The sequence below is a fragment of the Sphingomonas sp. ASV193 genome (assembly GCF_040203355.1).
GTDB lineage: Bacteria > Pseudomonadota > Alphaproteobacteria > Sphingomonadales > Sphingomonadaceae > Sphingomicrobium.
The window spans coordinates 698517-723846 of record NZ_JBEHBW010000001.1; the positions used below are offsets into that span (position 1 = coordinate 698517).

The following is a 25330-nucleotide window of genomic DNA, read 5'->3' on the forward strand; positions in this document are numbered from 1 at the left end:
CCGCTCTTCAGTTGATCCGGCGCCCCGCCCAGATCACCCGCCCGACGCAGTGGATGTCGCCGATGTCGCAATCGGGCCAGTCCGAATAGGCCGGATTGTCCGACTGGACGGTGACCTTGCGCCCGAGCGGGTGGAGCGTCAGCCGCTTGACCAGCAGCGCCTCGTCGACCCGGATGACGTAGATCCCATCGCGGATCCGCTCGCCGCAATCGTCGAGGTCGACGAGGATGTCGTCGCCCCCCGACAGCGTCGGCGCCATCGAATCGCCATCGACCCGGATCGCCGACAGTCGCGAGGCGGGGGTCGAGGTGAGCAGCTTCAGCCAGCGCGGATCGAACGCGAAATAGGGTTGCGAGCGCTCGTCGTCGCCAAGCGCCCCCGGCCCCGCCGAGGCGCGCACCGGCTGGCGCATCACCGGGACCAGCTGGTCCTGCTCGCGGCTCGATTCCTCGGGGCCGCCGAGCGCCGAATCGGGGACTCCGAAATGCCGCGCCAGGATTCGCCGCTCGCGCTCGGGCAGGCGGCGCGGAGTGCCCTTGCGCAGATATTGCTGGATGTAGGCGTCATTGCGATCGAGCAGCCGCGACAGCGCGGCATAGCTTTCCATTCGTTCCGCACAGAGGCGTTCGAGCATCGACCGAGCAGGATCCGACATGATTCCCATTACCCCATAGGAAAGTGCCTAGACAAGTAGGAAATTCGTTGGTTCCTTTGGCGAGCCGAGTCGGATTTGAGCGATTAGGGGCTTACCGTGAACCTACTAAAAGAAATTGAACGTTTTCTAAGAAAAAGCGAAATGCCGGCTACCCGTTTCGGGCGTAGCGTCGTGAATGACCCTAGATTCGTGTTCGATCTGCGCAAGGGGAGAGAACCTCGGGAACGGACCGTTTACCGAGTCCGCAAGTATCTGGAGGCAAGCCGATGATGCGCCCGGCGCTCTCGCCCGCGGCGGCGGGATTGCTGCGCGGCCTGATGGCAAGGGTCGGCCCCGATCGAAACAGGACTTATCTTACGGATTTCCGCTCAGTCGATTGGCAATCGCTTACATTCACCGGAGAGCGGCATGAAATCACCCTACGGGTCGGGGGGCCCGACAGCGAAGAACTGGTCGCGCGGCTGACCGACGGGCTGGTCGATGCCGAATGGGCGATCCCGGGCCATCTGGTCGCCGACGTCGCCTTGCAGCGCCCGCCGCTGGCCTCGCGCGACGGGTCGACGATCGTCCACCTCGAGGCGCTGACGCTGGCCGACTAGCGGAGCGAGCGGCGAAGGTCGGTGAGCGCGGCGTGAAAGGCCGCGCTCGCGGGCCCGGCCTTCGCCGGCTCGTCGTCGCGGCGTTCGGACGACACGACCCTTGCCTCACCGACCCCGCGATCGCGCGCTTCGCCGAGCCAACGCTCGATCCGCTCGGCGAGCTCGCCCGGTACCGCCAGCGTCTCGGGCGCGAACAGGCGCACGACGCGCGAGTCCGACGGCGCGGCGGGGAGCGGGTCGTCGAGCAGCAGCGTGTCGTCTTCGGCTTCGTCCAACGCGGGCCACGCATAGTCGAGCCCGAAGCTTCGCGCGGGGCGCTGCTTCGCCCGGCCCGCGACGTTCATCGCCAGCGCCGCCGCCGCGCCGCCGATCGCCGCCCACAGCGCGACCGCGGCGGGACTGGCCGCGAGCAGAAGGGCGCACCCGCCCCCCGCCGCCATCGCGATGGCGATCACGAACAGGTCGAGCGCGCGTTCGGCGACACCGGGATTGCGAACGAAGTCCATCGCCGCTTCGATTAGCGGCGAATCCTCACCGTTCGATTAACCGCGCTCGACGAGCCCGATCAGCGCTTCGGTGAAGGCGGGGACGTCGTCGGGCTTGCGGCTGGTGACGAGGTTGCCGTCGACTTCGGCCTCGGCATCGACCACCTCGGCCCCGGCATTCCTGAGGTCGGTGCGGATCGACGGCCAGCTGGTCGCGCGGCGGCCCTTGAGCACGTCGGCCTCGACCAGCAGCCAAGGGCCGTGGCAGATCGCCGCGACCGGCTTGTTCGCCGCGTCGAACGCCTTGACCAGCGCGACCGCCTCCGGCTCCATCCGCAGCCGGTCGGGATTGCTGACCCCGCCGGGAAGCACGAGCGCGTCGTAATCGTTCGCGTCGACCTCGGCGATGGTCGTGTCCGGCTTGATCGACTTGCCCGGCGCGTCGTGGACGGTTCCCTGGATTTCCTTCGTATCGAGCGAGGCGAGCGTGACCTTCGCCCCCTTGCCGAGCAGGATTTCGCGCGGGCCGAACAGCTCGCTTTCCTCGAACCGGTCGGTGGCCATGAACAGGATTCTGGCGTCGGCAATGTCGGGCATGTCGTCTCCGGATCGGAAGGGTTGGGGAACCAGCGGCCGCGCTCGCGGCTTCATTGCCTGAAACGTCAAAGGTCCCGATTATGTTGCGCCATTCGTCCGACCAGGAACCCGGCTACACCCGCAAGCGCCACGGCCGTTACTGGCTATATTTCGACGAGAAGGGAAAGCGGCTGACCGACCGCGACGAGATCGATCGGCTGAACGCGATCGCGCTTCCCCCCGCCTACACCGACGCCTGGTACTGCAAGGACGCCAACGGCCACATCCAGGCGACCGGCAAGGACGCGCGCGGGCGCAAGCAATATCGCTACCACGCCGACTATCGCGCGAGGCAGGACGCGTCGAAATATGACGGCTGCCGCGAGTTCGGCGAGGCGCTGCCCAAGCTCCGCAAGCGGGTCGAGAGCGATCTCAAGAAGCGCAAGGTCGAGCGTGACGCGGTGCTCGCCGCGGTCGTCCGACTGCTCGATACCGAGCATATGCGGATCGGCAACGAGCAATATGCGAAGGCCAACAAGAGCTTCGGCCTGTCGACGCTGCGCCGCCGCCACCTGCGGAAGAAGCGCGGCAAGATGGTGATGCGCTACACCGGCAAGCACGGCATCGTCCACGAGGCGACGATCAGCGATTCGAACCTCAAGCGGATCGTCGCCAAGTGCCAGGAACTGCCCGGCCAGATGCTTTTCCAATATGTCGGCGAGGACGGCGAGCCGCACCCGATCTCCTCGGCCGACGTCAACGCCTATATCCGCGAGGCGACCGGAAGCGACTTCACCGCCAAGCATTTCCGCACCTGGGGCGCGAGCGTGATCTTCTTCGAGCAGCTGCTCGCGTCGAAGGAAGGCGAACGGCAGACGCTCAAGACCGTGCTCGAGCCGGTCGCCGAGGCGCTTGGCAATACCCCGACGATCAGCCGCAAGAGCTACGTCCACCCCTGCCTGATCGAGGCGCTGCAGGAGGACGCGCGCGACCCGCTCCACGGCATGACCCGCCCGCGCGCGCGCCGCCGCCTGTCGAGTGCGGAGACCGGCTTCCTCGCCTTCCTCAAGCGCAAGCCGCGCCGCGCGCGCCGCCGCAGGAGCGCCGCCAACGAAAATGAGGCGAAGAAGGCCAACGCAGCCTGACGCTTGACCCGGCGGTCCCGCCCCCGGTAACCGCCGCGCCCGTGAACGACGCGCTCCCCCTCGCCACCGGCCGCCACGTCACCACCACGATCGACTGGATCGCGGCCAACACCCATTCGCTGGCGATCGGCCTGCTGGTTGCGGCGGGGATCGTCGGGCTGATGCTGATCGTCCGCGCGTTCGGGCGCTGGCTGCTGGGCGGCGACCCGGCCTGCGCGCGCTGGCGCGGGGTGATCGGCGCGGTGCTGTCGCGCACCCATGTCTGGTTCATGGTCGCCGCCGCGATCGACATCGTCGCCAGCTACGCCGACCCCCCGCCGAAGGTCGCGCACCTCGCCGACATCTTGTTCACCATCGCCTTCGCGATCCAGGGCGCGCTGTGGGCGCGCGAGCTGGTGCTCGGCGCGATCGGGCGGCGGATCGGCGACGAACCCGGCGAGACGACGCTCGGCAATGCCAGCGCGATCATCCGCGTGCTGGTCAGCGTCGCGCTGTTCGCGCTCGCCACCGTGGTCATCCTCGACAATCTGGGGGTCAACGTCACCGCGCTGGTCGCCGGGCTGGGCGTCGGCGGCATCGCCATCGGGCTCGCCGCGCAGGGCATTTTCGCCGACCTGTTCGCCGCCCTCGCGATCGTGTTCGACCGCCCGTTCCGCCGCGGCGACACGATCCGCTTCGGCAACGCGCCGCCGATCACCGGGACGGTCGAGCGGATCGGGCTGAAGACCACCCGCGTCCGCGCGATCAGCGGCGAGCAGGTCGTCATCGGCAATACCAAGCTGCTGAGCCAGGAATTGTCGAACATCGCCGAGGCCAAGGTGCGCCGCGTGACGATCCCGTTCAGCCTCGTCCTCACCACCCCGCCCGACGCGCTTCGCCGGCTCGACGCGCTGGCGGCCGAGGTGGTCAAGCCGCAGTCGGCGTGCCGCCTCGTGCGCTGCGTCGTCACCGGGATCGGCACCTCGTCGATCGACGGCGAGCTGACCTACGACCACCGCGCGAGCGACGCCGACACGCTCGCCCGCGCCAAGGCGGCCATCGTCATCGGCTGGATCGAAACGCTGGCCCGCGAAGGGCTGAAACTGGCGATTCCCGCGCAGGTCAGCCTCCCCGCCGAGCCGCCGGCCGAGGCCTAGCCGTCCTTTCCGTAGCGTCGCTTTCGCGCCCCTTGTCAGCGCCTTTCGACCCGGCCTAGACCGGCGGCCATGCCCGTCTCCAGCCTCGACGACATCCGCGCGAAGGTCGGCCATCCGGTCGGCACCAGCGACTGGATCGAGGTCACGCAGGACCGCATCGACGCCTTCGCCGAGGCGACCGAGGACCGGCAGTTCATCCACGTCGATCCCGACGCCGCGGCGCGCACCCCGTTCAGCGGCACCATCGCCCACGGCTTCCTCTCGCTGTCGCTCTTGAGCCGCATGGCCGCCGACGCGATGCACGTCCCCGAGGGCACGAAGATGGCGGTCAATTACGGGCTCGACCGGGTCCGCTTCCTCGCCCCGGTTCGCGCCGGCAAGCGGGTGCGCGGCCATTTCACGCTCGACGCCGCCGACGAAAAGGCGCCGGGCCAGTTGCTCTTGAAACACACCGTCACGGTCGAGATCGAGGGCGAGGACAAGCCCGCCCTCACCGCCCAGTGGCTCGGCCTCATCTTCACCTAGGAAGGAACCTCCCCATGTCCGCTCGCGACGCCGTCATCGTCTCCACCGCCCGCACCCCGATCGGCCGCGCCTACAAGGGCGCGTTCAACGCCACCCCGGGCGCCAGCCTCGGCGCGCTCAGCCTCGCCCCCGCCATCGAGCGCGCAGGGATCGAGCCGGGCGAGATTGACGATGTCGTCTGGGGCTGCGTGCTGACGCAGGGCGTGCAGGCGGGCAACATCGGCCGGCAGGTCGCCTTGCGCGCCGGCTGCCCGGTCGAGGTCAGCGCGATGACCATCGATCGCCAGTGCGCCAGCGGGCTGATGGCGATCGCCACCGCCGCCAAGCAGGTGATCGTCGACCGGATGGATATCGTCGCGGCGGGCGGGCAGGATTCGATCTCGATGGTCCAGACGCCCGAGATGCGGATCGGCGGCGACCCCGCGCTCGTGAAGATGCACAAGGACGTCTACATGCCGATGCTCGGCACCGCCGAGACGGTCGCCCAGCGCTATGGCATCTCGCGCGAGCGCCAAGACGAATATGCCCTCCAGTCGCAGCAGCGCACCGCCGCCGCGCAGGCCGAGGGCCGCCTCGCCGCCGAGATCGTGCCGGTCACCGTCCAGATGAGGGTCAAGGACAAGGAGAGCGGCGAGGTCTCGATGCACGAGGTGACCGTCGACAAGGACGAGGGCAACCGCCCGGACACCACGCTCGAGGGGCTGCAGAGCCTCAACCCGGTGCTCGGCCCCAACACCCACATCACCGCGGGCAATGCCAGCCAGCTCAGCGACGGCAGCTCGGCCTGCGTCATCATGGATGCCTCGGTCGCCGAGAAGAAGGGTCTCCAGCCGCTCGGCCGCTACGTCGGCATGGCGGTTGCGGGGACCGAGCCCGACGAAATGGGCATCGGCCCGGTGTTCGCCATCCCCAAGCTCTTGGGCCGGTTCGGCCTCAAGATGGACGACATCGGCCTGTGGGAGCTGAACGAGGCGTTCGCGGTGCAGGTGCTCTACTGCCGCGACAAGCTCGGCATTCCGAACGACCTGCTCAACGTCGACGGCGGCGCGATCAGCATCGGCCACCCCTACGGCATGAGCGGCGCGCGCCTTGCCGGCCACGCCCTGATTGAAGGCAAGCGCCGCGGCGCCCGCTACGTCGTCACGACGATGTGCATTGGCGGGGGCATGGGGGCCGCAGGACTGTTTGAGGTCTTGTAAGTCCGGAGCGCCGAGGCTAGCGCCGCCGACGCGCAAAGCGCGACGCCGGCGCTAACCGAGAGACGCGAAGGACCGGCCGGCCTGCGCGGCAAACCGCGGCAGGACCGACGTCACGGGATTTACTCCCGTGACGGCCCGTGTAGGAATGTCTGCGAACGACCCTTTGCGGTCATTGCCAAGCCGTTACGCACTGCATCTCTGAACAAGTGACTTCTCGTCCTGCCGGAGTGGTCTCGCGTTCGACGTTTCGACCTGAATTAGACGATACCCTCCCATATCAATCAGTCGAATTGTCCTGCCGAACATCTGATTGAAGTCGCTTTTCGTTGGATAACGTGCCCGGGCATCAGTCCACTCTTCAGTTCCTGCATTTTGATCATCAAGGCAGTCGATGATCGTTGCCATGTCCAGTGGCGTCGAAACTGCGAAGACTTGCTTACTCGAAGCCAATTTTTCGTCTCGCGCTCGTGAAATCAGAAGAGCTGTGCCGGCGAACAGTCCCATGAACATCAGGATGATCACGCCTGCCGCGATTTGAGCCGCCGTGCTCCAATGCGCCTTGATGCCTTCCCTAGGGTCGAAAAGCCTATGGACGCACCAAAGAAACGACGCGCTCACAGCAAAGTCCAAGGCTGCAACACCCTTGAGCTGGATCGCGAGCCCCGTGTGGCGGGAAGGCAGCAGGCTCCAATGTCGCGAACCAAGCAGGCCGATTTGGGCGAGAATTAAAAGGGCTACAGCAGGAATGAACCATGGCGCATGTCGCCTCTCCCAGAATACTGCGACGGCAATGGTCGTTCCAGCGATGAACCCGAAAGACCACTCAAAAAGACCGCCATACCCGTGATCTTCGGCCACAATTAAGAGGACGCCAAGAAAGACACCAACCGATACTGACACGCTTGCACGTTCCCACCACGCGCTCTTTGTCGTGTCGGATGCCGATGATGATGCTGGCGCGTCGTCCACAAACGCTTCTTAATTTCAGAACGTCAGCTTTCCACCCAAATCAGACTCCCCCACTCCGTCGATCAACCCGCGCACCGCGCCACGAAATGCGCTATGCCTCTTCCATGATCGCTCTCCTCGCCCCGCTCGGCGTCGTCGCCGTCCTCGCCCTCGTCACCGCGCTGAAATCGTTCGGCATCAACAAGGAATATGAGCGCGCCGTCCTGTTCCGCCTCGGCCGGCTGGGCGCGAGCAAGGGGCCGGGCTGGTACTGGCTGGTGCCGTTCGTCGACCGGGTCGTCCGCGTCGACCAGCGCACCATCACCTACCAGCTCGAAACGCAGGAGACGATCACGCGCGACGGCGTCGCGGTGCGGGTCAACGCGGTGCTGTGGTTCCGCGCCGAAAGCCCGGTGCAGGTCGTCACCGCGGTCGAGAACTGGGTCGCCGCGACGGTTCAGGCGGCCGAGACGTCGCTGCGCGACGCGATCGGCCAGACCGACCTCGACGGGATGCTGAAGGACCGCATCACGATCAACAAGCGGCTCCAGGAACTGCTTCGCGAGGCGTCGATGAAATGGGGCGTCGCGATCGACTCGGTCGAGATCAAGGACGTCGACATCCCCGAACAGATGCAGCGCGCCATCGCCAAGGAAGCCGAGGCGATCCGCGAGAAACGCGCGCGAATCATCAAGGCGGAAGGCGAGGAAGTCGCCGCCCGCAAGCTCGCCGACGCCGCGAACCTGATGAGCGGCTCGTCCGAAGCGCTCGAGCTTCGCCGCCTCCAGACGCTCAGCGAGATCGGTACCGAGCACAACTCGACCATCGTCGCGATGATGCCCGTCGAACTGATCCACGCCGCCCGCAAGATCGCCGGCCTGCCCCCTGCGAAGGCGGAGGAATAGGCGCGCGGACTTCGTCGCCCCCGGCGTTTTCCCCTTGCCCATGACCGCACGATCGGCTCACCTCGGCGGCGCTCGGGTACGACAAGGGGGAGATATGTACCAGAACGACTTCGAATTTCGCCGCCTGTTCAAGGCCTACCCGCGCCTGCTGGAATTCACCGGCCGGTCGACGCGGACCGAATTGCTGGGCTATTGGGTGACCACCTGGCTGGTCGGCGCGATCCTCAACTGGGGCATCGTCATGACGGAAACTCCGCCCGAGCAGGCGGACATGCTGGTCGCGATCGCCCGCGCGCTTTTGCTGTTGCCCGCCCCTGCGCTCGCGGTCCGGCGCGCGCACGATTGCGGCTGGCCCGGCGCGGTCGCGCTGGTCCTGATCATTCCGGCCATTGCGCTGATGGTGTTCTCTCGCCAGCTGGCGGCCTACCCGCTGATCACGCTGGCGGTGACGGCGCTCTATATCGGCGGACTGGTGCTGCTGTTCTGGACGCCGCAGGAGGGCGACAATCGCTTCGGCCCCGATCCCCGCCTGGCGGTCGATGGGCGCTACGAACTAACCGATTGAATTTCTCCCAATAATGCGCACCTTCCGGACCGTTCGCCGGTTTCGGAAGGTGCCGTATGACCCCGCTCCAGCTCGCCTCGCTTACCGCCTCGACCTCGCTGCTGGCGGGGTGGCGGCTCTATCTCGTCACGCTGGTCACCGGCCTTGCCATGCATTTCGGCTGGATCGCGCTGCCCGCCAACCTGCACCAGCTCGATATCCTGGCGAGCTGGTGGGTGATCGGCGCGGCGGGGGTCGGCACCTTCGCCGAATTCTTTGCCGACAAGATCGCCTGGGTCGACAGCGCGTGGGACACCGTCCACTCGGTGATCCGCCCGATCGGCGGGGCGCTGCTCAGCGCGGCGATCGTCGACAGCAGCAATCCGCAATGGCAGCTCGTCAGCTTCCTGCTGGGCGGCGGCGCGGCGTTCGTCGCCCACGCCGGCAAGGCGGGGGCGCGCGCGCTGGTCAACACCAGCCCCGAACCGTTCAGCAACATCCTCGTCTCGACCGGGGAGGACGTCGCGACGACCGGGCTGCTCGCGCTGGCCATCGCCAATCCAATCGCCGCCGCGCTGGTCGCCGCCTGCCTCGTCGTCGCCTCGATCTGGCTGGTGGTCGCCGCGCGCCGCGCGATCCGCTCGTTTCTCGACCTGGTCATCACCCCGACGATCCGCCCGCGCCCGGCGCCGAAGCCGCCCCGTTGAGCCGCGACGACCCCAAGCGTCCCGCCCCCGGCTGGACGCTGGCGATGTCGATCGCCGCCTCGTCGCTGAGCTTCATCGACGGGTCGGTGCTCAACGTCGCGCTCCCCGCGCTGCGCCAGTCGCTCAATGCCGGTGCCGCGGACGTTCAGTGGGTGGTCAACGCCTACACGTTGCCGCTCGCCGCGCTGATCCTGACCGGCGGCGCGCTCGGCGATCACCAGGGACGGCGACGCTGGCTGGTGATCGGCACCGCGCTTTTCGGGCTCGCCAGCCTCGTCTGCGCGGTTGGCAACTCGCTCGCGCTGCTGCTTGCGGGGCGCGCGTTGCAGGGGGTCGGCGCGGCGCTGCTGCTGCCTAATAGCCTGGCACTGCTCAACAGTGCCTATCATGGCGAGGCGCGCGGGCGCGCGGTCGGAATCTGGGCGGCGGCGGGGGCGATCTCGGCGGCGATCGCGCCGCTGATCGGCGGCTGGCTGGTCGCCCACGCCGGCTGGCGCGCGATCTTCTACATCAATCTTCCGATCGCCGCCGCCGCGATCGCCATCGCGCTGGCGAAGGTGACCGAAGTAAAGGAGCGCAAGCCCTCGCGGCTCGACGCCGTCGGGGCGATCCTCGCGACGCTCGCGCTGCTCGGGCTGACCTACGGCCTGACCCTGTGGTCGGCGGACCGTGCGCTTGGGCCCACCGCTCCCTTCGCGCTCGGCGCGGGGCTGGGACTCGCCATCGCGTTCGGCTGGGCCGAGTGGCGGCGCGGCGACAAGGCGATGATCCCGCTCGCCTATTTCCGCGACCGCGCCTTCGTCGCGCTCAACCTGCTGACCTTCCTGCTCTACGGCGCGTTCGGGGTGTCGATGCTGCTGATCCCCTACGTGCTGATCGACGCGGGGGGCTATTCGCCGGTCGAGGGCGGGCTGGCGCTGCTGCCGCTGTCGATCCTGATGGGGCTGCTCTCGCCGCTGATGGGCAAACTCGCGCAGCGGGTCGGCCCGCACTGGCCGCTGACCATCGGCCCGCTGCTGATCGCCGCCGCCTTCCTGCTCGCCACCCGGATCGCCGCCGACCAGCATTATTGGCCAAGCGTGTTCCCGGCGATGGCGCTGATGGCGGCGGGAATGACGATCGCGGTCGCCCCGCTGACCAGCGCGGTGCTCGCCTCGGTCGATGCCGAGCACACCGGCATGGTCTCGGGCTTCAACAGCGCGCTGTCGCGGACCGGCGGCCTCATCGCCACCGCGCTGATCGGGGGGGTGCTCGGGGCTGAGGGCAAGGGACTGCTCCACGCCTTCGCGGGCGCGATGGTCGTCAGCGCCGCCGTCGCCGCCGCGGCCAGCGTCACCGCGTTCGTCGGGCTCGCAGGAAAGAAGGGAAAGCCGAGCGGGTGAGCTTGGCGCGCTCGGGCGCCAACCGCTCAGCTATGCGCGGCGATGAACTTCTCGACCACCGGGGCGATCGTCTCGCGCCACTTGCGGCCGTTGAAGATGCCGTAATGGCCAACCCCGCGCGCGACATAATATTTCTTGTCCTCGGGCTTCAGCTTCGGCGCGAGGTCGAGCGCCGCCTTGGTCTGGCCGAGCCCCGAGATGTCGTCGCGCTCGCCCTCGATCGCCAGCATCGCGGTATCGCGGATCGCGCCGACGTCGACCTTGGCCCCGCGATGGGTGAGTTCGCCCTTGGGCAGCAGGTGCCGCTGGAACACCGCGTCGACCGTCTGCAGGTAGAATTCGGCGCTCATGTCGCACACCGACAGATATTCGTCGTAGAAGCGCTTGGTCGCGTCCGCGCCCTCCTCGTCGCCGTCGACCAGATGCTTGAACATCTCCCAGTGCGAAACGAGGTGGTTGCCGAGGTTCATGGTCATGAAGCCGGCGAGCTGGAGGAAGCCCGGATAAACCTTGCGCCCCGCCCCCGGGTAGAGCCCCGGTACGGTGGCGATCGCGTTGTGCTGGAACCAGGCGTGGGGCCGCTCGGTCGCCAGCGTGTTGACCGCGGTCGGCGCCTTGCGGGTATCGACCGGCCCGCCCATCATCGTCAGCGTCGCCGGGCGCGCCGGGTCCTTCGACCCGTTCATCAGCGCGGTCGCGGCGAGCGCGGGGACCGACGGCTGGCACACCGCCAGCATGTGCGGGCGGCTGCCGTCGCCGGCGGCCTTCACCGCGTGGAGGAAGTCGACCAGATAGTCGATGTAATCGTCGAGATCGAACCGCCCAGCACCGAGCGGCACCATCTTCGCGTCGCGCCAGTCGGTGATGTAGACGTCGGCCTTGGGCAGCATCCGCTCGACCGTGCCGCGCAGCAGCGTCGCATAATGGCCGCTCATCGGCGCGACGATCAGCAGCTTGGGCTGGCCCTCGATGATCGCGCCATCGGCGTCCGCCTTCACGAAATGCTTGAGCTGGCCGAACGGCTTGCGGACCACGATTTCCTCGCGCACCGCCACCAGCCTGCGTCCGACGACGACCTCGTCGATCCCGAAGGCGGGCTTGCCGTGCGGCGCGGCGGCGTTCGAAAACACCTTGAGCGCCGCGCCCACCACCGGGCTCATCGAATTGTACGACCAGGGATTCGCCGGGTTGTTGAGCCACCCCGCCCCCATGCCGGCCAGCCGGCTTGCGCCCGCAAGCAGCGAGCGCTGCACCTCGTAGGCGTCGTAAAGCATCGGATTGTCCCGGGGAAAAGCCATTGAATGGCCGCTTATGTGGCCCTGCCTTCGCGCCCGCACAAGCGAATAGTGCGGCGCGGCAATCCGCCCCGCCCCGATTGAGGCCCGCGCGACACACTGCTAGCAAGCGCCGCGATGGCCCGACCACCCAAGGCGACCGGCGCACCCGGCAAGAAGCTCTCCAGCCTCCGCATGATCTGGCGTTTCGCCGGGCGCTACCCCGGGGTGATCGCCAGCGCCGCGCTCGCGCTGCTGGTCGCGGCGGCGGCGACCTCGGCGATCCCCTTTTCGTTCAAGCTGATCATCGACAAGGGCTTCGCCGCCGCCGGGCCGGGGGGGCACGGCGATATCGGCCGCTGGTTCCGCTACCTGATGTTGCTGGTGTTCATCATGGCCGCCGCGACCGCCGCGCGCTTCTATTTCGTCAGCTGGCTGGGCGAGCGCACCGTCGCCGACATTCGCCTCGCGGTCCATCGCAACCTGCTCCGCCTCGCCCCCGGCTTCTTCGAGGAGAACCGCCCGGCCGAGATCACCAGCCGGCTGACCGTCGACACGACGATCATCGAGCAGGTGGTCGGCACCTCGCTGTCGGTCGCGCTTCGCAACGTGGTGATGGGCGTCGCCTGCACCGGCATGCTGTTCTACCTCGCGCCGCGGCTCGCGGGCGGGCTGGTGCTCGGGATCCCGCTCGTGCTCGGCCCGGTGCTGTTCATCGGCCGCAAGGTGCGCGCGGTCTCGGCGCGCAGCCAGGACCGGATCGCCGACGTCGGCACGATCACCGGCGAAGTGCTCGGCGCGATGAAGATCGTCCAGGCGTTCGGCCAGCAGCAGCGCGAGGCCGACCGCTTCGCCGACGCGACCGAGACGGTGTTCGCCACCGCCAAGCGCCGGATCCGGCTGCGCGCGCTGATGACCTTTTGCGTCATCCTCGTCATCTTCGGCTCGATCACGATGATCATCTGGCAGGGCGCGGCCGACGTCGCCGCGGGCCGGATGAGCGGCGGCACGATCGCCGCCTTCGTGCTCTACGGCGGGCTCGTCGCCGGGGCGTTCGGCGCGCTTAGCGAGGTCTATGGCGACCTGCTCCGTGCCGCGGGCGCGTCGGAGCGGATCGAGGAGCTGCTCAATGCCGAGCCGAGCATCAAGCCCCCCGCCGAGCCGGTCCGCCTTCCCGAGCCGCCACGCGGCGAGCTCGAATATGACCATGTCGTGTTCCGCTACCCGACCCGGCCCGAGGTCGCCGCGCTCGACGATTTCTCGCTCACCGTCCGGCCCGAAGAGACGCTGGCGGTGGTCGGCCCGTCGGGCGCGGGCAAGTCGACCCTGTTCCAGCTCGCCCAGCGCTTCTACGACCCGCAGGGCGGAAGCGTGCGGCTCGACGGGGTCGACCTCAGGCAGGCCGATCCCGCCGACGTGCGCGCGCGGATCGCGATGGTCCCGCAGGAGACGGTGATCTTCGCCGCCAGCGCCCGCGATAACCTGCGCTACGGCAACTGGGCCGCGTCGGAGGACGAGATCTGGGCCGCCGCGCGCGACGCCAATGCCGAGACCTTCCTGCGCGATCTTCCGCAGGGCCTCGACACCTTCATGGGCGAGGGCGGCGCGCGGCTTTCCGGCGGGCAGCGCCAGCGGCTCGCGATCGCCCGCGCGCTGCTCCGCCGCGACGCTCGGCTGCTGCTGCTCGACGAGGCGACCAGCGCCCTCGACGCGGAGAGCGAGCGCGCGGTGCAGGAAGCGCTCGAGCGGCTGATGGACGGCAAGACGGTGATGGTCATCGCCCACCGCCTCGCCACCGTCCGCGCCGCCGACCGCATCGTCGTGATGGACGGCGGCCGGATCGTCGAACAGGGCCGCCACGCCGACCTCGCCGCCGCCGACGGCCTCTATGCCCGCCTCGCCCGCTTGCAATTCGACTAACCCCGGTTAGCATCTCCTTGCCGGACGGGGTGTGTATTGGGGGACAAGGGTCGATGCGTCTGATCGTCATGGGGCTTGGCGCCGCGCTCGCGGCGGCGGGGCCGTCTTACGCCGCCGACCAGGTCGCGACCGGGCCGGTCCCGGCGTGGGTCTCGCCGCTCCCCGTCCCCGCGGCCGCGGCGGCAAGCGGGGCGACCAAGTCGTCGACCGAGGCGCTGTTGTTCGAGCGCGAGTTCCGTTTCGCCGGGCAGACCGAGAGCATCTTCGTCCACTATGCGATCCGGCTGAACGACCCGCAGGCGCTGTCGGCGGGCAATATCGAGCTCAACTGGGACCCCGCGCTCGAAAAGATCACCGTCCACTCGGCGGTGCTCCACCGCGGCGCGAAAACCATCGATCTGCTCGCCGCGGGCCCCAAGTTCACCATCCTCAGGCGCGAGACCAACCTTGCCGAACAGTCGCTCGACGGCCGCCTTACCGCGACTCTGCAGAGCGAGGGCGTCGAGGTCGGAGACACGATCGAGGTCAGCTTCACCATCGACCGCACCGACCCGACGATGCAGGGCCATGTCGAGGAATCGATCAAGTTGCTCGACCCCGGGGCGGCGACCCGCGCGCATATCCGCGTGATCGTCCCCGCCGACCGCGCGATCCGGCTGCGCGAGCTCGGGACGCTGCCCGCGCCGAAGGTCGCGACCAGCGGGCACGAGCGAAGCTACGACTGGGACCTCCAGCCGTTCAAGACCGAGAAGCCGCCCGAATATGCCCCCGCCCGGTTCAAGCCCGCGCTCGGCTTCGAAATCAGCGATTTCAGCGGCTGGGACTCGGTCGCCTCGCTGATGATGCCGCTCTACCGGCAGGCCGAGATCATTCCCGCGACCAGCCCGCTCAACGCCGAGATCGAGAAGATCCGCGCCGCGAGCGCCGACCCGGCGACGCGCACCCTCGCCGCGCTCCGGCTGGTCCAGAACCAGGTGCGTTACGTCAACATCGCGCTCGGCACCGGCGGGCTGGTCCCGGCCCCGGCCGACCAGACCTGGGCGCGCCGCTATGGCGACTGCAAGGGCAAGACCGTGCTGCTGCTCGCGCTGCTCGGGCGGCTGGGGATCGAGGCCGAACCGGTGCTCGCCAACGCCGACGGCGACGACGGCATGGCCGAACGGATCCCGATGGCGGGGGTGTTCAACCACGTCCTCGTACGCGCGAGGGTCGCGGGGCGCACCTACTGGCTCGACGGCACCCGCACCGGCGACGACCGGCTCGACCTGTTGACCACGCCCGATTATGGCTGGGGCCTGCCGATCGCCGACAAGTCGGCGCTGGTGGCGATGTTGCCCGAACCGCTCAAGCAGCCGAGCTACGAATTCCTCGTCACCACCGACGCGCGCGCGGGAGCCGGGGGGCCGGTCCCAACCACGGTCGAGATCGTCGATCGCGGCGATGGCGGGATCGGCGACCAGATCGCGATCAACGACCTCGATCCCGCGCAGCGCGACGCGCAGATCAAGAAGACGATCGAGGACAAGATGGACCGGTTCGTCGCCGACAAGGTGTCGTCGAGCTACGATCCGTCGACCCACAGCTTCCGCTTCCGCGGCGAGGGCAAGCAGTCGCTCAACCTCGACAACGGCAATTACTGGACCGAACTGCCCTCGCTCGGGTTCAAGGCCGACTATCACCGCACCGGGGGTCGCTCGCCCGACGCGCCGGTGGCGGTCGACTATCCGACCTTCACCCGCCGCCGCCAGTCGATCCGCTTGCCCACGTGGATGACGCCCAAGCGCGAGGACTTCCCCGCCGACATCGCGCAGACCGTCGCCGGGGTCGAATATCGCCGCACCATCACGGTCGAGGGCGACACGGTGACAATCGACCAGAGCGTCCGCGCGCTGAAGCCGGAGATCAGCTTCGCCGAGGCGCGCGCGGCCGAAACCGACCTTCGCGCGCTCGACCAGAATTACGTCGGGGTGGCGTTTCGCGACCAGCCCGATCCCGACGAGAAGATCCGCGCCGCGCTGGGCCACGCGCCGCGCACCGCCGACGACTATGCCCGCGCCGCCGACAAGCTGAGCGACGACGGAGAGGCCGAGTTCGCCGACGTCGCGCTCGACAAGGCGATCGCGATGGCGCCGGGCAACGCCGACTGGCGCCGCCGCCGGGTCCAGTGGCGGATCGACGAGGGCCGTTATGCCGCCGCCGGCGACGACGTCGGAGCGCTGCTGAGGCTCGACCCGCGCGGGGTCGACACCCGGCGGCTGGCGTCGATCTACCATGTCCACACCGCCACCCCCGCCGCGGTGGTCGCCGATGCCGCCGCGCTGGCGCGCGACCCGACCGCCGAGGGCCAGCACCAGCGCGGGCGGATCCTCGCCCGCGCCGGCCGCTTCGCCGAAGCGGTGGCGGCCTATGACGCGGCGCTGAAGATCGCGCCCAAACCCTCTTATTACGTCGACCGCTTCTTCGCGCGCGACCCCGCCGACACCGCCGCGCGCCGCGCCGACCTCGACGCCGCGCTGAAGCTCGCCCCGACCGATTCGGACACGCTGCTCGACCTGTCGCAGCTCGCCAGCGCGCTCGGCGACCATGCCGCGGCGATGGGGCTGCTCGACCGGGCGCTGCTCGAAGATCCCGACGACCTCACCGTCCGCTCCTATCGCGCGGTGCAGCTCAAGCTCGCCGGCCGCGGCAAGGACGCCGACCGCGAGTTCATCGCGCTCGCCGCCAAGGAGCTGACCGCCGACCAGCTCAACAACCTGTGCTGGATCAAGGCGACCGCCAACGTCGCGATCGACGGGGCGATGGCGGATTGCGACCGCGCGCTGAAGCTCAGCGACACGCCGGACGAGCATGACAGCCGCGCGTTCGTCCTGCTGCGGATGAACAAATATGACGAGGCGATGGCCGAATATGCCCGGGCGCTGAAGGACCGCGACGTCGCCTCCTCCTATTACGGTCGGGCGATCGTCTATGCGCGCAAGGGCGACAAGGCCAAGTCCGACGCCGATGCCGCCCACGCGCTCCGGCTCGACCCGGGGATCGAGCGCCGTTACGCCGGCTACGGCCTGACTCGCTAAGCGCCGCCCCCGACTTCGCCCATGCGCCGCTAGTCGAGCATCCCGGCGACCAGAAGCAGGACGACGAACCCCTGCGCCATCGCGATCGACGCCTGGACGAAGCCGCGCCCGCGGCTGGTGTCGAGCCGGGTGCGGAAATATTCGATCTCGATCAGCCCGAGCCACAAAAAGGCGACGGCTAGCAGCACCAGCGACAGCCGGACCTCGCCCCCCGCACCCAGCCGGCTGGCGAAGCCGGCGAGGCTGACGATCACCGCGAACGGCGCGGTGGCATAGCATTGGGCGTAGAAGGGCTGGCGCAGATTGTCGCGGTCGACCCGGTCGTGCCGCGCCTTCAGCTTGCGCCGCGCCAGCAGCAGCGGGAACAGCCCGAACACAAGGATCCGCAGCACGAGCAGCGTCGTGTCGTCGCGCACGAAGCCGTACAGCCCGCTGGTCTTCGTCACCACCTCGCTCTGCCCGGCGATCGCCAGTTCGACGAGATGGAGCAGGATGATCGTCAGGAACAGGAACAGCGGCGGGTTGAGCGCGTCGCCGAACCGTTCCTCGTCGGGGCGCTTCATCTCGTTCTCGGCATAGTGGATCATCCGCACCGGGTGGCGGATCACCCGCCACAGCGTGACCGGGTAGAACAGCAGCCAGCTCATCACTTCGTAGAGCAGTTCGTCGAACGACTTGATGAGCTTCAGGAAATCCATTCGAACGCCCCCTTGCGACCGACTGTCTACCAGCGGGACGAGCGCCGAAAAAGCCCGGCCGGCGTGCCCTGTTTGCCCGCTTGCAATTCGGCGGCCCCCGCCTAGCATCGCCCCGCCGAATTGATTCAGTGGGGTGGCGGCGATGCGTTTCAGGGCTGTTTTTCTGGCGGGGGCGGCAATGGCGCTGCCGGCGACGGCGATGGCCGCCGATCAACTTCGTTACGGTCCCGCGCCGGCCTGGGCGACCCCGAAGCCGCTCATCATCCCCGCCAAGGCGGCGGACGCGTCATCGACGGAAATCCTGCTGTTCGACAACCAGTCGCGGCTCGATCCGACCGCCATGACCTCGGTGGTTCACTACGCGGTCCGGCTGAACGACGCGCAGGCCCTCGCCGCCGGCAACGTCGCCATCGGCTGGGACCCGGCGTTCGACGAGGCAACCGTCAACTCGGTGCGGATCGTGCGCGGCGGCGAGTCCATCGATCCGCTCGCCAAGGGACAGAAATTCACCATCCTGCGTCGGGAAACGGGGCTGGAGCAGCAGACGCTCGACGGTCGCCTCACCGCGAATTTGCAGACCGAAGGGCTGCAGGTCGGGGATATCGTCGAGGTCACCCAGACCATCGTCCATCGCGACCCGACCCTGAAGGGTCATGTCGAGGCGGTCGCCGCCTTTCCCTATCCGGTCCGGATGAACCAGGCGCGGTTCCGGATGCTCGCCCCGGCGTCGGTGACGCTGCGGGACCGCGAAACCGGGGGACTGCCGCCGGTCCGCCCGCGCACGATCGGTGGCGACCGGATTTACGAATGGGACCTCGCGCCGCTCGAACCGGGCAAGCCGCCGGAAGGCGCACCCGACCGGTTCGCGACCGGGATCGGCTTCGAACTGACCGACTATGGCTCGTGGAACGACCTTGCCGCGACCATGCTGCCGCTGTTCCAGCAGGCGGCGCAGATCCCGGCCGGCAGCCCGCTGAACGCCGAAGTCGCCCGGATCCGCGCGCTCTCGCCCGATCCGGCGGTGCGCGCCGCCGCCGCGCTGGCGCTGGTCGAAAGCAAGGTCCGGTACGTCAACCTGGCGCTCGGCACCGGCGGGCTGGTCCCGGCCTCGGCGGACGTCACGTGGCAACGCCGGTTCGGCGACTGCAAGGCGAAAAGCGTCCTTTTGACCGCCCTCCTGCGCGCGCTCGACATCGACGCCACGCCAGTGCTGGTCAGCACCGCCCGCGGCGACGGGCTCGACCGGCGCCTGCCGATGTTCGCCGCCTTCAACCATGTGATCGTCCGCTCGGTCATCGGCGGCAAGACCTACTGGCTCGACGGCACCCGCATCGGCGACCAGTCGCTCGCCCCGTTGACCCCGCCCGACTATCGCTGGGCCCTCCCGGTGGCGGCCAACGCCGCGCTGGTGCCGATCGTCGAGACGCCGGCGGCCCTGCCTCTCACCGAGACGATCATCCATACCGACGCCAGCGGCGGCGCCGACAAGCCGGTGCCGACCGTGCTCGACATGATCACGCGCGGCGACTCCGCCCTGGTCACCAACCTGGCGATCGAGCAGGTCGATCCGTCGCGCCGCGAGGAAGCGCTCAAGGACGCGCTGCAAGGCCGGCTCGACCGCTTCGTCGTCACCAAGGCGAGCAGCCGGTTCGATCCGGTCACCCAGACGCTGACCATCCATGGCGAAGGCAGCCAGACCCTCAACATCGACAATGGCACCTATTGGAGCGAGGTGCCGAGCCCCGGCTACAAGGCCGATTTCCGCCGCACCGGCAACCGCGATCTCGACGCGCCCGTCGCAATCGCCTTTCCGGCATATTCCCATATCGTCCAGACGGTGGTCCTGCCGAAGTCCCTGGCCGACGGGTTCCGGATGAATCCGGCCGACATCGACCAGACCATCGCCGGCGTCGCCTACAAGCGTCGCGTGACGAACAGGAACGGCGTGGTGACGATCGACTATACGAGCCGCTCGCTGGTGCCCGAAATCAGCATCGCCGACGCGCGGGCCGCCGAAGCCGGCTTGCGCAAGCTCGACAATGACAATGTCTGGCTCCGTCTCGGCGGGGCCAGTGCGCCGACCGCGGCCGAGATCAAGGCGCTAATCGGCAAAACGCCGGTGACCGTCGCCGACAAGCTGGCCGCCGCCGCGAAGCTGTCGAACCAAGGCGACAACGAAAAGGCGATCGCCCTCCTGAACGAAGCGATCAAGCAGGATCCCACGAACCTCAATGCCTATCAGATGCGAGCCATGATGAGTTCATGGGTCGGCGAGTTCGACCAGGCTTTGGCGGACTCCGATCACTATCTGAAGCGCAAGCCGGGCGAGGAAAATCTGATCACCATGCGCGCCGGCATTTTCGTACGCAGGGGTGATATGGCCAAGGCACTGGCGGAAGCGCATTCGCTCGACAATGCCAAAACGGCCAAGCTTCAACTGCTCCGCGGGAACATGCTGCGGCAACTCGGCCATGCCGACGAGGCCCTCGCGGCCTACGGTTCGGCGCTGGCGATCGAGCCTAGCGCGACCGGCCATGCCATGCGCGCGGCGGCGCTGCCGCTGACCGACAAGGCCGGGCGGGCCAGGGAACTGGACGCGGCGCTCAAGCTGGAGCTGAAGGACGTCCAGACCATGGTCATGCTGGCCGACATCGCCGCGCGGCTCGGCGAACATGCGAAGTCGGTCGAGCTGTACGACAGGGCGTTCCTGAAATCGCCCGACGACCTCAACCTGCGCAGCAATCGCGCGGTCGAGCTGGAACGGGCTGGACGCAAGGCCGATGCCGTGCAGGAATATGACGCGATCGAAGCGAAGGCGGCGACCTCGATCGACCTCAACAACCTGTGCTGGGCGATGGCCATCGCCGATGTCGAGATCGATCGCGCGCTTAAGGTCTGCAACAAGTCGCTCGACAAGTCGGCCATGCGCGCGACCAGCGACAGCCGCGGCCTGGTCATGCTGCGGCTCAAGCGGACCGACGACGCGATCGCCGACTACACCGCCGCGCTCGCCGGCGGCGATTCGCCGTCGTCGCTCTACGGCCGGGCGATCGCCTACGCCCGCAAGGGCGATAAGGCCAAGTCGGACGCCGATGCCGCCGCGGCGCTCAAGCTCGATCCGACCATCGACCGCACCTATGCCGGCTATGGCCTGAGCCGCTAGGCGCGCGCCGCGCATCCGCCGCGCCTCCGGTCCCGTATCTCCTTGCGACGCGGCGATTGACGCCGCGTGGAAGGAGAGCATCTATGTCCCTCACCCGTTTCGCGCTTGCCACCGCCGGTGCCATGGCCCTTGCCGTGACCGCCCCGGCGGCGGCGAAAAACCCGATGGTCGGCGGCGCCGCCATGTATCCCACGAAGAATATCGTCCAGAACGCGGTCAACTCGAAGGACCACACCACGCTGGTCGCGGCGGTCAAGGCCGCCGGGCTGGTCGACACGCTGTCGGGCAAGGGCCCGTTCACCGTCTTCGCCCCGACCAACAAGGCGTTCGCCAAGCTCCCGGCGGGAACGGTCGACACGCTGCTGAAGCCCGAGAACAAGGACACGCTGACCAAGATCCTGACCTACCACGTCGTCCCCGGCCGGATCACCGCCGGCCAGATCGCCAGCCTCGCCGCGCGCCACCACGGCACCGCGACGCTGACCACGGTCGAGGGCGGCAAGCTGATGTTCCGCAAGGCGGGACGCGGCTGGGAAGTGATCGACGCGAAGGGCGGCCATGCGCACATCACGATTGCCAACGTGATGCAGTCGAACGGCGTCATTCACGTCATCGACACGGTGCTCATGCCGTAACGAGGGAGAAAGGCGCGGACCATGACCACCGTTTCCCCCTGTTCGGCGGGTCGGTTCGCGCTCTTCCCTTGGGGACCGGCATTGGGCATCAGTGCACTGGTGGATGAGGCGCCCTCCGATTCTGTCAGTGCGGCCGGCGGCGGCGGCGAACTCGCGTCGCTGCTGCCGGCCATCGCGCGCGGCGATCGCGCCGCGTTCGCGGAATTGTACCGGCGCACCTCGGCCAAGCTGTTCGGGATCGCGCGCCGGGTAACCGGCGACGAGGGCGCCGCCGAGGAAGTGCTCCAGGACGTGTTCGTGACCGTGTGGAACAAGGCCGGCCAGTTCGAGGTCGGGCGTGCCAGCCCGATCAGCTGGCTGGCGGTGCTGACCCGTAACCGCGCGATCGACCGCAAGCGCCGCTCGGTGCTGCCGACCGCGCCGATCGAGGCGGCCGATGCGGTCCCCGCCGACGCGCCGCTCGCCGACGCGCTGTTCGAACAGGCCGAGGAGGCCGGGCGGCTGCACGACTGCCTCGATGCGCTCGACGCACGCGCGCGCGGCTACATCCGCGCCGCCTTCATCGACGGCGCGACCTATCCCGAGCTGGCGAGCCGCGACGACGTCCCGCTCGGCACGATGAAAAGCTGGATCCGCCGCGGGCTCCAGTCGCTCCGGGGGTGTCTCGAATCATGAGCAGCCATCCGCCCCTCACCCCCGACCGGAGCGCGCTTGCCGGCGAATATGCGCTCGGCCTGCTCGACGGGGCCGAGCGCGCCGAGGTCGCCGCGCTCGCCGCTACCGACCCCGCGTTCGCCGCCGAGGTCGCGCGCTGGTCGGCGCGATTCGCCCCGCTGCTCGACGAGATCGACGGCGCGCCCCCGCCGCCCGCGCTGCTCGCCCGGATCGAGGCCGAGATCGCCGCGCCGCGCGCCGCCCCATCGCCGGTCGCCTCGCCGCCCCCGGCCGCGAGAGCAGCCACCGCCAACGTCGTCGACCTCACGCCGCGCCTTCGCCGCTGGCAGGTCGCGACCGGGGGGATGACCGCGCTCGCCGCCAGCCTCGCGCTCGCGCTGCTGCTCCGTCCCGCGCCGATCGCACCGAGCGGGCCGCTGCCGCCGCCGGGGGCCTCGACCTCCGTCGCCGCCGCCCATTCGCCGATGGTCGCGACTCTCGAGGGCGGCGCCAACCATCTCGTCGCCAGCTGGAACGGCGCCGACCAGGTGATGGTCGTCCCGGCCGGGGTCGCCGCCGCGCCGCACGGCCATACCCACGAGCTGTGGATGATCCCGAAGGACGGCAAGCCGCGGTCGATGGGGGTGATGCCCGACGGGCCGATGAAGCTCGCGGTCCAGCCCGCCACCGCCACCATGCTCGCCGACGGCGCGACCTTCGCCGTGTCGGTCGAGCCCATGGGCGGGTCGCCGACCGGCCAGCCGACCGGCCCGGTGATCGCATCCGGCAGGCTGGTCGCCGCGTAGCTGGGGGTGAAGGAGTTGATAACGATGCTGTCCAACACCCCTTTGGCCAACACCCCTTTGGCCAACACCCCTTTGGCCAACACCCCGCTCGCCACCTCTCCCCTCGATCGCCGGACGCTGATGGGCGGCGCCGCGCTGACCGGGATCGGGCTGCTGCTCGCCTGCGCCCCGGCCACCAGCAGCGAGGCGGCGACCCGCTACCCGGTCATGATGAGCGACGCCCAGTGGCGCGCCAAGCTCGGCGCGGCGCGCTTCGACATCCTGCGGCAGGAAGGCACCGAGCGCGCCTTCACCTCGCCGCTGCTGAACGAACATCGCAAGGGCGTGTTCGCCTGCGCCGGGTGCGGCCAGCCGGCCTATTCGTCGGCGACCAAGTTCGACAGCGGCACCGGCTGGCCGAGTTTCTGGGCGACGCTGCCCAGGGCGGTCGCCTATCGCACCGACAACAGCCTCGGCATGACCCGCACCGAGGAGCATTGCACGCGGTGCGGCGGCCACCTCGGCCACGTGTTCGACGACGGGCCGCGACCGACCGGCAAGCGCCACTGCATCAACGGCCTCGCGCTGACCTTCCGCCCCGCCTGACCCGACACCCCCGTCTGAACGAAGGCCCGCCATGCTGCTGATCCTGCTCGCCTATCTTGGCGGGGTGCTGACCATCCTCAGCCCGTGCATCCTGCCGGTGCTGCCGTTCGTCTTCGCTCGCGCCGACCAGCCCTTCCTGAAGAACGGGCTGCCGCTCCTGGTCGGCATGGCGCTGACCTTCGCCGGGGTGGCGACGCTGGCGGCGGTCGGAGGCGGCGCGGCGCTCGCCGCCAACCAGGCCGGGCGGACGATCGCGCTGGTGCTGCTCGCCGGGTTCGCGCTGCTGCTGATCTTCCCCGCGCTATCGACCCGGGCGATGGCGCCGCTGGTCGGCTGGGGCGAGCGGCTCAGCAACCGCACCGGTCCGGGCGCGAGCGGGGTCGGGACCTCGCTGCTGCTCGGGGTCGCCACCGGGCTGCTGTGGGCGCCGTGCGCGGGGCCGATCCTCGGCCTCATCCTCACCGGCGCGGCGATCGGCGGGGCGAGCGCCTCGACCGTCCTCCTGCTCACCGCCTACGCGCTCGGCGCGGCGACCAGCCTCGGGCTAGCGCTGCTCGTCGGCGGCAAGGTGTTCGCGGCCATGAAACGATCGATCGGCGCGGGCGAGCGGGTGCGCCAGGCGCTCGGCGTCCTGATCCTCGCCGGGGTCGCGGTGATCGCGCTCGGGCTCGACACCCGCCTGCTCACCCGCCTGTCGGCCAATTCGACCTTTTCGCTCGAACAGGGCCTCGCCAGCCGCCTCGGGGTGAAGGACAGCATGCCCCAGACCAGCGGCCCGGAACTCCTCGACGAAGGCCCCCTCCCCGCCTTTTCCGGCGCGACCGGCTGGCTCAATTCGAAGCCGCTGACCGCCGCCGACCTGAAGGGCAAGGTCGTGCTGGTCGACTTCTGGACCTACAGCTGCATCAACTGCATCCGCTCGGTCCCGCATATCGAAGCGCTGTACAAACGCTACGGTCCGGCAGGCCTCGTCGTGATCGGAGTCCACAGCCCCGAGTTCGCGTTCGAGCGCGACCCCGCCAATGTCGCCGCGGCGCTCAAGCAGTTCGGCCTGACCTACCCCATCGCGCTCGACAGCGACCTCAATATCTGGCGCGCGTTCAACAACCGCTACTGGCCCGCCACCTACCTCGCCGACGCGAAGGGGCGGATCCGCTATCACCACTTCGGCGAGGGCGGCGAGGCGACCACCGAGGCCGCGATCCGCCAGTTGTTGACCGAGAACGGCGCGCGGCTCGGCGGCATGGCCGCAGAGGGCGCAGACCAGGGCGCTGCGCTTGCCGCCTCGCGAGCGATCGCCAGCCCCGAAACCTACCTCGGCACCTCCCGCGCGCAGAATTTCGCCGGCAACCCGATCCCGCCGACCCTCGCGCTCAACCAGTGGGCGCTCGGCGGATCGTGGACCCGCTCGCCCCAGTCCGCGCGGCTCAACACGAGCGGCGGAAAGATCGCCTTCCGCTTCAAGGCCCGCGACCTCCACCTCGTGCTCGGCAGCGCGGGCAACCGGCCGGTGCATTTCACCGTCACGCTCGACGACCAGGCGCCCGGCGCCGACCATGGCGTCGATACCGATGCCAACGGGCGCGGGGTCGTCACCGACCACCGCCTCTACCAGCTCGTCCGTCAGCAGGACCCGAAGCGGCAGCGGACCTTCACCATTACGTTCGACGATCCGGGGGTCGAGGCCTACGCCTTCACTTTCGGCTGAGCGACCC

General features: G+C 69.0%; 23 protein-coding genes. 17 read left to right on the top strand and 6 right to left on the bottom strand.

What is annotated here, in order from left to right; all coding sequences use genetic code 11:
• Positions 1-7: 7 nt before the first annotated feature.
• Positions 8-607 (bottom strand): S24 family peptidase, encoded by a 600-nt coding sequence (locus ABDK56_RS03515; RefSeq protein WP_349806722.1) that lies wholly within the window; start codon positions 605-607, stop codon positions 8-10.
• A gap of 314 nt (positions 608-921) precedes the next feature.
• Between ABDK56_RS03515 and ABDK56_RS03520 the strand changes: the two genes are divergently transcribed.
• Positions 922-1254: a hypothetical protein gene (locus ABDK56_RS03520; protein ID WP_349806723.1), complete on the top strand. Its 333-nt coding sequence runs from the start codon at positions 922-924 to the stop codon at positions 1252-1254.
• Here the strand turns inward: ABDK56_RS03520 and ABDK56_RS03525 are convergent.
• Positions 1251-1760, bottom strand: a complete 510-nt coding sequence (locus ABDK56_RS03525; protein WP_349806724.1) for a hypothetical protein — start codon at positions 1758-1760, stop codon at positions 1251-1253. The genes ABDK56_RS03520 and ABDK56_RS03525 overlap by 4 nt on opposite strands.
• Positions 1761-1796: 36 nt before the next feature.
• Positions 1797-2336 (bottom strand): type 1 glutamine amidotransferase domain-containing protein, encoded by a 540-nt coding sequence (locus ABDK56_RS03530; RefSeq protein WP_349806725.1) that lies wholly within the window; start codon positions 2334-2336, stop codon positions 1797-1799.
• A gap of 80 nt (positions 2337-2416) precedes the next feature.
• Here ABDK56_RS03530 and ABDK56_RS03535 point away from each other — a divergent pair, with 80 nt between their 5' ends.
• From ABDK56_RS03535 to ABDK56_RS03550, 4 genes are all read left to right on the top strand, one after another.
• The gene (locus ABDK56_RS03535) at positions 2417-3460 is read left to right on the top strand and encodes a DNA topoisomerase IB (protein WP_349806726.1); all 1044 of its coding nucleotides are present in this window, start codon (positions 2417-2419) and stop codon (positions 3458-3460) included.
• Positions 3461-3501: 41 nt separating this feature from the next.
• A complete protein-coding gene (locus ABDK56_RS03540) occupies positions 3502-4596 on the top strand; it encodes a mechanosensitive ion channel family protein (protein ID WP_349806727.1) in 1095 nt (364 codons plus the stop codon).
• A 69-nt stretch (positions 4597-4665) separates the two neighbouring features.
• Positions 4666-5121, top strand: a complete 456-nt coding sequence (locus ABDK56_RS03545) for a MaoC family dehydratase (protein WP_349806728.1) — start codon at positions 4666-4668, stop codon at positions 5119-5121.
• A 14-nt stretch (positions 5122-5135) separates the two neighbouring features.
• Positions 5136-6320: an acetyl-CoA C-acyltransferase gene (locus ABDK56_RS03550; RefSeq protein WP_349806729.1), complete on the top strand. Its 1185-nt coding sequence runs from the start codon at positions 5136-5138 to the stop codon at positions 6318-6320.
• A gap of 183 nt (positions 6321-6503) precedes the next feature.
• On the opposite strand, the gene ABDK56_RS03555 is transcribed toward ABDK56_RS03550, so the two are convergent.
• Complete coding sequence (locus ABDK56_RS03555; RefSeq protein WP_349806730.1) at positions 6504-7289, bottom strand: hypothetical protein; 786 nt, start codon at positions 7287-7289, stop codon at positions 6504-6506.
• 104 nt (positions 7290-7393) lie between these two features.
• Between ABDK56_RS03555 and ABDK56_RS03560 the strand changes: the two genes are divergently transcribed.
• The 4 genes from ABDK56_RS03560 (at position 7394) to ABDK56_RS03575 (ending at position 10806) form a co-directional block, all read left to right on the top strand.
• The gene (locus ABDK56_RS03560; RefSeq protein WP_349806731.1) at positions 7394-8173 is read left to right on the top strand and encodes a slipin family protein; all 780 of its coding nucleotides are present in this window, start codon (positions 7394-7396) and stop codon (positions 8171-8173) included.
• 94 nt (positions 8174-8267) lie between these two features.
• Positions 8268-8738, top strand: a complete 471-nt coding sequence (locus ABDK56_RS03565) for a DUF805 domain-containing protein (RefSeq protein WP_349806732.1) — start codon at positions 8268-8270, stop codon at positions 8736-8738.
• 56 nt (positions 8739-8794) lie between these two features.
• Positions 8795-9424, top strand: coding sequence for a DUF4126 domain-containing protein (locus tag ABDK56_RS03570; RefSeq protein WP_349806733.1), 630 nt, complete (start codon positions 8795-8797; stop codon positions 9422-9424).
• Positions 9421-10806, top strand: coding sequence for an MFS transporter (locus ABDK56_RS03575; RefSeq protein WP_349806734.1), 1386 nt, complete (start codon positions 9421-9423; stop codon positions 10804-10806). Before ABDK56_RS03570 ends, ABDK56_RS03575 begins: the two co-directional genes overlap by 4 nt.
• A 26-nt stretch (positions 10807-10832) precedes the next feature.
• On the opposite strand, the gene ABDK56_RS03580 is transcribed toward ABDK56_RS03575, so the two are convergent.
• Positions 10833-12080: a polyhydroxyalkanoate depolymerase gene (locus ABDK56_RS03580; RefSeq protein ID WP_349806824.1), complete on the bottom strand. Its 1248-nt coding sequence runs from the start codon at positions 12078-12080 to the stop codon at positions 10833-10835.
• A gap of 138 nt (positions 12081-12218) precedes the next feature.
• Between ABDK56_RS03580 and ABDK56_RS03585 the strand changes: the two genes are divergently transcribed.
• The gene (locus ABDK56_RS03585; RefSeq protein ID WP_349806735.1) at positions 12219-14000 is read left to right on the top strand and encodes an ABC transporter transmembrane domain-containing protein; all 1782 of its coding nucleotides are present in this window, start codon (positions 12219-12221) and stop codon (positions 13998-14000) included.
• A 53-nt stretch (positions 14001-14053) separates the two neighbouring features.
• The gene (locus tag ABDK56_RS03590; protein WP_349806736.1) at positions 14054-17074 is read left to right on the top strand and encodes a DUF3857 domain-containing protein; all 3021 of its coding nucleotides are present in this window, start codon (positions 14054-14056) and stop codon (positions 17072-17074) included.
• Between the two features lie 29 nt (positions 17075-17103).
• On the opposite strand, the gene ABDK56_RS03595 is transcribed toward ABDK56_RS03590, so the two are convergent.
• Positions 17104-17772: a hypothetical protein gene (locus tag ABDK56_RS03595; protein ID WP_349806737.1), complete on the bottom strand. Its 669-nt coding sequence runs from the start codon at positions 17770-17772 to the stop codon at positions 17104-17106.
• Positions 17773-17971: 199 nt separating this feature from the next.
• On the opposite strand from ABDK56_RS03595, the gene ABDK56_RS03600 reads away from it, so the two are divergent.
• The 6 genes from ABDK56_RS03600 to ABDK56_RS03625 all read left to right on the top strand — a co-directional run bounded on the left by ABDK56_RS03600 (position 17972) and on the right by ABDK56_RS03625 (position 25323).
• Entirely contained in the window at positions 17972-20935 is a 2964-nt protein-coding gene (locus tag ABDK56_RS03600; protein WP_349806738.1) for a DUF3857 domain-containing protein, read from the top strand.
• Between the two features lie 83 nt (positions 20936-21018).
• Positions 21019-21570 carry a fasciclin domain-containing protein gene (locus tag ABDK56_RS03605; protein ID WP_502959252.1) on the top strand — a complete coding sequence of 184 codons (552 nt, stop codon included), beginning with the start codon at positions 21019-21021 and terminating at the stop codon, positions 21568-21570.
• Positions 21571-21591: 21 nt separating this feature from the next.
• On the top strand, positions 21592-22245 hold the full coding sequence (locus tag ABDK56_RS03610) for a sigma-70 family RNA polymerase sigma factor (RefSeq protein WP_349806739.1): 654 nt from the start codon (positions 21592-21594) through the stop codon (positions 22243-22245).
• On the top strand, positions 22242-23030 hold the full coding sequence (locus ABDK56_RS03615) for an anti-sigma factor (protein ID WP_349806740.1): 789 nt from the start codon (positions 22242-22244) through the stop codon (positions 23028-23030). The genes ABDK56_RS03610 and ABDK56_RS03615 overlap by 4 nt, the downstream gene beginning before the upstream one ends.
• A 120-nt stretch (positions 23031-23150) precedes the next feature.
• Entirely contained in the window at positions 23151-23615 is a 465-nt protein-coding gene (gene msrB / locus ABDK56_RS03620; protein ID WP_349806826.1) for a peptide-methionine (R)-S-oxide reductase MsrB, read from the top strand.
• 31 nt (positions 23616-23646) lie between these two features.
• Entirely contained in the window at positions 23647-25323 is a 1677-nt protein-coding gene (locus ABDK56_RS03625; RefSeq protein ID WP_349806741.1) for a cytochrome c biogenesis protein DipZ, read from the top strand.
• Positions 25324-25330 lie beyond the last annotated feature (7 nt).